This is a genomic window from Chthonomonas sp., assembly GCF_035294505.1.
Lineage (GTDB): Bacteria > Armatimonadota > Chthonomonadetes > Chthonomonadales > Chthonomonadaceae > Chthonomonas.
This window is the reverse complement of record NZ_DATGKU010000063.1, coordinates 1-9,796: the sequence shown is the minus strand read 5'-3', so window position 1 is coordinate 9,796 and position 9,796 is coordinate 1. Positions and strand designations below refer to the sequence as shown.

Below are 9,796 nucleotides of genomic sequence, written 5' to 3'. Positions count from 1 at the left end.
GCCGCCCAAACCGGCGAGATAGGCGATGGCAAAATCTTTGTGACCCATGTGGAGGAGGCCATTCGCATCCGTACAGGCGAGCGAGGGGAAGCCGCATTGTGAGGTATACTTTCACAAGCTCATCGAAGCCGAGTAAGAGGGGGATTGTCGGCGCTTCGGGGCTGATAGGGATTGAAACGAAACAGGATTGAGACCCATGGTGCATTTGGAGCAGCAGAAACGACGTATCGAAATCTACGATACCACCCTGCGAGATGGCTCGCAAGGGGAGGGTATCAGCTTTAGCGTTGAGGACAAGGTTCGTATTGCGCGCCGCCTTGATGAGTTTGGGATGGATTTCATCGAGGGGGGATGGCCCGGCTCTAACCCGAAAGATGTGGCCTTTTTCGAGCAGATGCGGGAGGTGCGGTTGCGCCATGCGCAGCTAACCGCCTTTGGCTCTACACGTCGTGCCGGGGTGCGACCGGAGGAGGACCCCCAGATTCGCTCGTTGATCGAGTCGGGTGCCTCGGCCATCACCATTGTGGGAAAGTCGTGGGATGCCCACGTCATCCATGCCCTGCGGGTAAGCCTTGAAGAGAACCTGGCGATGATCGCGGAGAGTGTGGCCTATCTCAAGAGGCATGTGCCGATGGTGCTCTACGATGCCGAGCACTTCTTCGATGGGTACCGCGCGAACTCTGCCTATGCCTTGCGATGTCTGCAGGCAGCATTCGAGGCGGGGGCCGACCGCATTGTGCTGTGCGATACGAACGGTGGCTCTCTGCCGCAGAGCATCGCGGCCATTGTGCGCGAGGTGCGTCAGGCCCTGCCGGAGGCACAACTCGGCATCCATACGCACAACGATTCGGCCTGCGCGGTGGCAGGCGCTCTGGCCGCCGTGGAAGAGGGAGCGATGCAGGTGCAGGGCACCATCAACGGGTATGGAGAGCGCTGTGGCAACTGCGACCTGGTGCCGGTGATCGCCGCCCTTCGCTTCAAAATGGGCTACGACTGCCTCTTGCCCGATTCGCCGCGGCACCTTACGGCGCTTTCGCAGTATGTAGATGAGATAGCCAATATCGCCCCGGATACGCGCCGACCCTATGTGGGGCGAAGCGCCTTCGCTCATAAGGGAGGGCTGCACGCCGACGCGGTGCTGAAAGGGGCAAGCTATGAACATATTCATCCAGAGGCGGTGGGCAACACGCGCCGCCTGCTCGTTTCCGAACTCGCCGGCAGCAGCAGCATCGCCGGCAAGGCCGCCGAGTTCGGCATTCGCCTCGATAAAAAGTCGCCCGAAGCCCGCCACCTCATGCATGTGGTGGCCGAACACGAGCATGCCGGCTATAGCTACGAGGGCGCCGAAGCCTCTTTTGAACTATTGTTACTGCGAACCCTCGGCCTGTATAAGCCGCCGTTTACGCTGAAGGGTTTTCGGTGCATTACCGAAAAGCGTGGCACCGACAAGCAGCCGATTACCGAGGCGACCGTGAAGGTAGAGGTCAACGGTCAAGAACGCCTGACGGTGGCGGAGGGCGACGGGCCGGTGCATGCTCTCGATGGGGCCTTGCGACAGGCGCTTTTGGAGTTTTATCCGGCGTTGGAGCGAATAAAACTGACCGATTTCAAAGTGCGCGTGATCAACGGACGCGCCGGTACGGCGGCCAAAGTGCGCGTGATTATCGACTCCACCGATGGCGAACAGACATGGTCTACCGTGGGTGTGTCGGAAAACGTGATCGAAGCGAGTTGGTTGGCTTTGGTAGATAGCGTGGTGTATGGGCTGATCCGCAGTGAGCGGCTTTATGAAGCCCTTTCCCAACCGCCTGTTCTCACCGATAGCACCGCCTCGGTGTCGGAGAGCGCAACCTCATGAGCATCCGAAAGGCGATGCGCTAGGGAACAGGCAATGGTAGAGCGCTATACCGTTGCCATCCGCGAGCTTCCCGATACCGAGCGACCGCGTGAGCGCCTAAAACTCTATGGGCCGCAGGCTCTCTCCGACAAAGAGCTTTTGGCCATTCAACTGCGCATCGGCACACGCGAGCTTTCCGCCCTCGGCTTGGCCGAACATCTCCTGAAAGAGTTTCGCGGGCTTGGAGGCATCGCGAGGGCGCACCTGGAGGATTTGAAGCGCGTTAAGGGCGTCGGAGAGGTAAAGGCCATCGAGATCGCCGCCGCCGTGGAGCTAGGCCGGCGAATTATGGTGTTGGAAGAGACCCCGCGACCAAAAATAACCTCCCCGCGCGATGTCGCCAACCTCTTAATGCCGGAACTGCGTTACGAGACCAAAGAGCACTTCAAGAGCCTTCTCCTCGATACAAAGAACCAAGTTATTAAGATTGCTTCTGTGTCCATAGGCACTCTCGATAGCAGTTTGGCGCATCCACGTGAAGTGTTTAGGGAAGCCATTATTCATAGTGCCGCCGCCATTATTGTGGTTCACAACCACCCAAGCGGCGACCCCACACCCAGCATCGAGGATAGAAAAGTGACCGAACGGCTGGTACAGGCCGGCAAAATTGTTGGAATCGAGCTACTCGACCACATCGTTATTGGCGCGCAACAGTACGTCTCCTTCAAAGAACGGGGCTGGATGAGTTGACCCTGCTCCGTCACCGGAGAGTCCGTTGGAATCGAAAAGTGGTTGGGCTGTAGAAACAAAGCCGTCTAGAACCGAAAATGGAAAGGGGTGGTTCCGGTTTCGGGCCGGAATGCGAGGGGCACCCATTTTCATTCTTTGGGGGGCGGCTTTTGCACGGGATTCAACGAATAGCCCAATGGTGTGTTCGGGTTGTCATTGTTAGCCGAGCTGTTTGCCTACTCGGCCAAGCCGGCGCTGCGCCTGCCAACCCTCCCCTGAAACTGAGCGCCAAAGCAGCCGTCGTTATAGACGCCGACTCGGGGCGGTTGCTGTTGGCCGTTCACCCCGATGAACCGCTTCCGCCGGCCAGCACCACCAAAATTGTGTCCGGCATGTTGTTCGCCCAGGCAGTTCCTCCCGATCGGCTCATCCCCATCTCCTCTAACGCAGCCAGCCTCCCCGGCGATCGGTTAGGCTTAAGAGCCGGCGAGAAGGTTCCGGCGCGCGATCTCCTTTACGCGATGCTGCTGGTTAGCGCCAACGATGCGGCAGAGGCCGCTGCCGAAGGCGAGAACGGCATCCTTGAGGGAAAGCAGGGTGTCTTTGAGGCGAAAAACGCCCCTGTAGCCCCCTTTGTCGGCCTGATGAATGCGCTGGCACAAAAGGTGGGCGCGTACCACTCTCACTTTATGAACCCAACGGGCTTGCCGGCACCTGGGCAGGTGAGCACGGCGCGCGATTTGGCACTTTTGGCGCGTGCGGCCTTGTCTGTTCCGGCATTTGCGCAGGCCGTGCGCACCAAAACCTATGTCCTTCGCTTGCCGGGAGAGAGCAGGCCACGGGTGTTGGTGAATACAAACCGACTGCTGTGGACGCTGCCCGGGGCCTACGGGGTGAAGACCGGCTATACCAAGGAGGCCGGCTTTTGCTATGTGGGGGCAGCCGCACAACAGGGGCATCGGATCATCGTGGTGCTTCTGCACAGCAACAGTTGGCAAACAGAGGCGCTTGCCCTGTTTCGTTACGGGTTTGAACGGCTTAGTGGCGTCCGTCCATGGAGGCCATCGGCGAACAACGAAAGGCCGGAAGGTTATGGCGGTGGAGACATGCCGGCTTCTGGGCAGGCTGTGCACCAAAACGGGAGGGCTGTACCACACAGCGAAGCCGGGAGGGACGGACGGGCTTTCCCCACGGCATCGCCAAAAGGCAGGAGGTCTGGCGCCCATCCAGAGAGGCGGGGGGGCGTGGAAAACCCAGAAACGGGCGGTAGGGAAGAGCCGACGACCGGTAATCCAGGAAAGCCGGTATCCCCCATAAGGCGTGTTCCTGTTACGGGCGAGGCGGTTTCGCGGGCGGCTTCAACCGATAGGGGCGCTTTCAAACAGGTTATGGCTTATCGCCTCTTGCGCGTGTTGGGAGCGCTGCTGTTGGCTGCCGCGATGGTGGTCTGTTGGCGTAGGCGCCGACAATGGAGAGGAGGAGTACCTATGTGGCTCGTCGGTCTATCAAGAAGACGTAAAGCGACTCGGCGGGAACCGGCAGCACCTCTGTTGCCTGCTGTGTCCGTTTCAGAGGGGGAGGCCCCACAGTTTCAATGGGAGGGGTTGCAGCTGGCTCGTCGAACGGTTTGGGAGTGGCTCGAGTTGCTTTTGGAGCGGCCGATTCGCGTGTTGGAGCCGCCCATTCGGTGGCATCTGCGCAGCCTTCTCCAAGCAGACCCTAGTTTAGAACGTGGGCGTTTTCGCAAGATTTTGGAAGGCCATGAAAGCGTTCGGGTGCGATTGGCCATGGCGGAGGCGTTGGAGGCCCTCGCTCCACGTGCGGTGGAGAAGTGCGCCCGTCAGTTACTGGAGGGAGAAGGTGTAGCTAGCGATATACGTGCGGAAGCGGCCGAGCGGCTGGGTGCGGTGGGGGGCGAGCGATACGAACATTTTTGGCTGGAGCGTCTGCTGAAAGAGCCGTCTTCTTGGGCAGCGCTCGCTCTCCTGCGCCTCGTTTGGTTGGATAACTCCACCGTTCAGGCGCTTATGCAGGCGTTAGAAGTGCCCTTGCCAGAAGGGGCTGGCGCCGAGCTAGTAGCGCGTCGGCAGTTGCGCGACGGCCTCATTGCCTGTGTGCTGTTCGGTCATGCGTTGATGGAAGAGGAGGGGTTTCTAGAGCGGTTTCGGTGGCTTCCTGAAGAGGTGCAGGGCGAACTGTTGGTGGCTCTCGGCCAGAAGGGAAGGGAGGCAGACCGAGCACGTTTGCTGCTTAGGCGCTTTCTCTCATCGCCCTCCTACAGTTTGCTACGCGCTTTATGCGATATGCCACCGGATGCGGTGGAGGACGCCTTGAACGCTTTGGATGCGTCGTTGCACGGGGCAGAAGCTACGCGCGCCGGCGTGGTTCGTTGGCTGCTTGGCAAAGGGACAACGGCAACCCTGGAGGAGATGCGTCGGCTTGCAGAGGCCGGAGACGACGCGGCTGCGCACGCGCTGCAGCTTCAGCGCCTTGTTCAATGGAACCCTTCCCTCTGTGCTCCAGACGCCCTTTTGGCTGCAGCGCAGATCGTCTCGTGTCGTCTTGGCTACCTCTATTACGACCCCGACTACGTGACGCAGGTTTTACGGAATGCGCTGAATGAGGAGAGCACGTTCCCTTCGGGAACGCCGGAGGAGTTAAAGGCGTTGGCAATGGCCTATCGAAACCAGCAGGTTCACGATGCCGTTTTTGCCGCGATGCAGAGCGAGGAGAATCTGTTGCAACTGCTTATGACGCTTTCGCGTTATGTGGCCGAAGATGCCCGCTACGCGCAAGAGATCGCCTTTTGGTGTACAAAACTGCCTGCGGAAGCACGCTATGCCCTGCTATGGTCTCTCGAAAAGACGACCGACCCGACGGCGTTTGTGGCGATAGAAGACGCCTTGAGCGATGCCGATCTCTTTGTACGCTCTACAGCCCGTCGGTTGAGACGGCTTAGGGGCGAACCGTTAACGGCGGACTCGCCGCAACAGGATGCCGAAGAGACTTCGGGAACTGAGCAAGGGTTTGATCAGGCAGCCTAAATTTGATCAGGCTGCCTAAGTAAGTTGACAATGCAGCGGCCAGAGAGATAGGCGATTAAGGAAATGAGACAGGCTGCTAAGGCAGTCATCCCCTCTCCCCATTGGGGAGAGGGTCAGGGTGAGGGCTGTGTAGGGGCAACCGTTGAGGAAGAGCGTTGGCCTTGCCGAGCCGGTGATACGACTGTCATTTCGAGTCGCAGGCGAGAAATCTTGAATTTCCATTCCCACAAGTTCTGAGGGCGAGAGCGCGGGCCTTGAGGGGGTAGGGCGTCCTACTCCCAGAAAATCGCAAGATTTTCTGGGACACCTAGGCCGTTTTCGGGTACAACAAAGGCAGCTTGAGAGTTGCAGGCAATAGCCAAGACAGGAGTTGGGTTTGTGTGAAATAACGCTCTCGATCGTTATCGTTAGTTGGAACACGCGCGATCTCCTTTTACAGGCGCTCGATTCGATCTACACGGCGCCGCCGCCTTTTCCCTTTGAAGTGATCGTGGTGGATAATGCCAGTGCGGACGGCACCGTTGAGGCCGTTCAGCGGGCGTTTCCTCAGGTTATTCTTCTGTCGAATGCGGTGAACATGGGCTATGCCAAAGGCAACAATCAGGGAATAGAACGGGCGCGCGGAGCGTACATTCTTTTGTTAAACCCCGATGTGGTGCTGCCCGAAGGCGGGTTGGAGAAAGCGGTTCGGTTTATGGAGCAACACCCCGATGCCGGCGCCTTAGGGGTGAGGCAAGTCCATCCCGATGGCACGCTGCAGCGCTCGGTACGCGGGTTTCCTACGCCGTTGGCGGTTCTGTGGGAGTTGGTAGGGTTAAGCCGGCTGTTTCCGAAAAGTCGTTTTTTTGGCGCCTATCGGATGACCTGGTTCACCTATGATAGGGTGGCGCAGGTCGATCAGCCCATGGGTACCTTTTTAATGCTACGGCGCCAGGCGGTAGAGCAGGTGGGGCTTTTGGATGAGGAATTTCCTATCTTCTTTAACGAGGTAGATTGGTGCTTACGCTGCAAACGCAAGGGATGGAAAATCTACTTCACGCCGGAGGTCGAGATCGCGCACTACGGGGGTGCCAGCACGAGCCAGGTTGCGCCTGCTATGGCATGGGAATCGCGACGAGGGCTGTTGCGGTTCTACACACGGCACTATGGGGGCTGGGTCTATGCCCCAATGCGCCTCCTTATTACCCTGCTGTCGTGGCCATACGCCTGGTGGCAGGCACGCCTGCGTCGGCAGCGTTGCCAGTCGAAAAGCCCAATAGGAAGGACTTAGCGGTGTGACTTCGGGCAAGGTTGCATGCGATCTTTCTGTAATCATTCTCAACTGGAACACCTGTGAACTGTTGCAGGCCTGTTTGCAATCGCTGTTTGAGGCGCCTGAGACCATATCCTTTGAGGTGATCGTGGTAGATAACGCCAGTGAGGACGAAAGCCGGGAGATGGTGACCCGTCACTTTCCTCAGGTTAGGCTGCTGGTAAATCCGAGCAACCTAGGCTTTGGTGCCGGCAACAACGCCGCCTTGCCTCATGCACGCGGAAGATATGTGCTCTTTCTCAACTCGGATACTTTAGTGACCCAAGGCAGCCTAAGTGCCCTTGTACATTTTGCCGACGAGCACCCCGACGTCGGCATTGTGGGGCCTAAGCTTCTCAATGCCGATGGCACATTGCAATACTCCTGCCGCCGCTACCCGAATTTGGGGGCCGGCCTCTTCCGCAACACTCTCTTAGGGCGCCTGTTTCCAAACAACCGTTATGCTACCGACTATCTCATGAAGGACTGGGACCATGCCAGCGTGCGCGATGTGGACTGGGTTTCGGGGGCTGCGCTCTTCATTCGGCGCGAGTTGATAGAACAGATAGGTGGGTTCGACGAGGACTTTTACATGTATTGCGAGGATGTAGACCTCTGTTGGCGGGCGACGCACGCGCCTTTGCCAGACCCATTACGTAGTGTTTTGGGCAAAGGAGCTCAGGCGCATTGGCGTGTGGTCTACTTTCCGGAGGCCGTGATCTATCATTATATAGGAAAAAGCAGCGACAAGGTGCCTACTCGCATGACCTATGAGTTTCATCGAAGCCAGTACCTCTTCTATAAAAAACACTATCAAGCTTCTACCCCCATTTGGCTTCGGCCTCTCATTCCCATTGGCATTACGCTAAGGGCCATCGGCACCATGTTGAAATTTCGTAGAGACTACTGGATACGCAAACTGCGCGGGCAGGAAAAGAGGCGTCGGCAGAAGGGAAGTTCACGCTAATGGAAGCCGATATCAAAGCGGCACGTGCCACCGAGAGGAAGCGATTCGACCGGCTCGATTGGGTTGCCGTGGTTTTAGTGAGCCTTATGGCCGTTCTCGCGCCTTTATTGGCCGCAAGTTTCGTGGTATTGCCCGCCATGGGTCTCTTTCCGCCTACCGGTTTGCTAGACTGGTTGCAGGCCATTGGGGTACCCCTGGTGATGTTGTTGGTAGGCCTGTCGGCTTGCATCGCCGTAGTGCGCGAGTGGATAAGTCCGTTGGCCGTAGGCGGGGCCCCGGCGTTAACCGTATTAGGCCTTTGCGTGTTGGGTTGGGCAGCGCTCTCTTTAGGGCGGGCGCGCGCGCTATACTTGGGGGTAGACACGCTGGCGCTTCTCGTATCGGTGCTGGCTACCGGCACGTTAGCTTCGCGTTTAAGCCGAAACCGAGACGCCTTTGCCACCATGCTCATCGCCCTGATGTTGGGCGGCCTATTCGTTTCAGCGCTGGGGGTTAACGAGTATCTAGCGGCATGGAAGCAGGGCGCTTTTTCCCATCGCGTGTTTGGTACGTTTCTCAACCCCGATTTTCTGGCGGGCTATCTTCTACTTACGTTGCCCGTTACCCTCGCTATCTGGGTAGCATCGCGGGAGCGGTTGCTTACGCTCTCCGCCGGGTTTGCGCTCTGCCTACAGGGTGGATGCATTACGCTCAGCGCCTCGCGTGCCGGCTTGGGGGCCCTATGTGTGGGGATACTCGCCTGGCTGCTTTTAGGCATGTGGTCGGGCGCGTTTCGAGACGAATGGCGATCGGCAGCTTTCGGCCTGGGTTTGCTGTTGCTGAGCTTCGTGGTCGCCTCCACGCCGCTACGTTTTCGCGCGGCGCCGGTGGCAAACGCACCGACTAAGGTAACCAAGGAGCAGGTGCTGGCCACGTCTAAGGAAGGAGGGGTGGTTTCGGAAAGCCATTCTCTGCTCTTTCGGCGTTACACCTGGCATGGTACCCTGCGTATGGCCGAAGCCAACCCGATCTTTGGCGTGGGCATAGGCAATTTCACCTACGCCTATCCACGTTATGCCTTGGTGGCCTTCACGGCACATGCGCATAACAGTCTCCTGCAGTGGGCTTCGGAGACCGGATTTGTGGGGCTTTGTTTCTTGTTAATGCTTATGGCCGCTGCAAGCGCCTTCGCCGCTAACGCCTTGCGCCTTCGCCGGGCAGCGCTGGCGGCCCCTGCCGGCGACATTCTGGAGCCGTTTCATAAGCTGTTTAAGGAACCGGCCGTCCTCTTGTGCGGCCTGTTGGCAGCGCTTTTAGCGTCGGGCATCAAGACCCTTGTCGACTCGGATTGGTATGTGGTTGCTACCGCGTTGGCGGTGGGGCTTTGTTTTGGGCTTGCGGTGGGGCTGGCCAGAAACATCGCGCCTCTGGCCACCCAACTGCCTACCACGGTAAAGCGTCCCATGTTGGTAATGGCCGGGCTTGTGTCGCTTGGGCTTGTTCTACGTGCCGGGCAGCTCGGTTTGGCCGCAGGTCTGCGGGCGCAGGCGGCGGAGGCGCTCTTTCACCAACAACCGGAGGTTGCCGTAGAGCGGCTAAAGGCCGCAGTGCAGGCCGACCCTCTAGACCCCGAGCTGGACTTGGAGTTAGGCGAGTTATATGATTTGGAGGGACTTTTCCCTCAGGAGCGGGCGGCCATCGAGCGAGCCATTAAGGCGGCTCCTATTCCCAAAGCCTACTACCGTCTTGGCCAGTTCTATGAAAAACAGGGGCAGGAGGCGCAGGCGGTGGAGGCCTATCATCAGGCGTATGCGCTCGACCCCAACAACCTGCAGGTGCTGCACCATTTAGGCGATGCCCTCTTGGCCGTTGGGAAAACGCAGGATGCAGAGAACATCTACCGCATTATGACGGAGTTAGAGCATGCGCCCTACGGCACCGTGCGGGCG

General features: G+C 58.6%; 7 protein-coding genes. All 7 read left to right on the top strand.

The features are described from left to right. The coding region (locus VKV18_RS02980) for a P-II family nitrogen regulator (RefSeq protein WP_324199682.1) at window positions 1-102 on the top strand (102 nt) is incomplete at its 5' end. Between the two features lie 94 nt (window positions 103-196). Continuing rightward, entirely contained in the window at window positions 197-1,858 is a 1,662-nt protein-coding gene (cimA, locus tag VKV18_RS02975; RefSeq protein WP_324202744.1) for a citramalate synthase, read from the top strand. Between the two features lie 33 nt (window positions 1,859-1,891). Beyond that, window positions 1,892-2,587, top strand: a complete 696-nt coding sequence (gene radC / locus VKV18_RS02970; RefSeq protein WP_324202743.1) for a RadC family protein — start codon at window positions 1,892-1,894, stop codon at window positions 2,585-2,587. Window positions 2,588-2,736: 149 nt separating this feature from the next. Further along, a complete protein-coding gene (locus VKV18_RS02965; RefSeq protein ID WP_324202742.1) occupies window positions 2,737-5,610 on the top strand; it encodes a hypothetical protein in 2,874 nt (957 codons plus the stop codon). A gap of 376 nt (window positions 5,611-5,986) precedes the next feature. Continuing rightward, window positions 5,987-6,880: a glycosyltransferase family 2 protein gene (locus VKV18_RS02960; RefSeq protein ID WP_324202741.1), complete on the top strand. Its 894-nt coding sequence runs from the start codon at window positions 5,987-5,989 to the stop codon at window positions 6,878-6,880. A gap of 4 nt (window positions 6,881-6,884) precedes the next feature. Beyond that, complete coding sequence (locus VKV18_RS02955) at window positions 6,885-7,868, top strand: glycosyltransferase family 2 protein (protein WP_324202740.1); 984 nt, start codon at window positions 6,885-6,887, stop codon at window positions 7,866-7,868. Continuing rightward, a partial coding sequence (locus VKV18_RS02950) for an O-antigen ligase family protein (protein ID WP_324202739.1) occupies window positions 7,868-9,796 on the top strand: 1,929 nt, incomplete at its 3' end. The genes VKV18_RS02955 and VKV18_RS02950, both read left to right, overlap by 1 nt.

Excerpts from the sequence above, each read along its gene's own strand:
- radC (WP_324202743.1), top strand. The coding sequence starts at position 1,892 with ATGGTAGAGCGCTATACCGTTGCCATCCGCGAGCTTCCCGATACCGAG.
- cimA (WP_324202744.1), top strand. The coding sequence starts at position 197 with ATGGTGCATTTGGAGCAGCAGAAACGACGTATCGAAATCTACGATACC.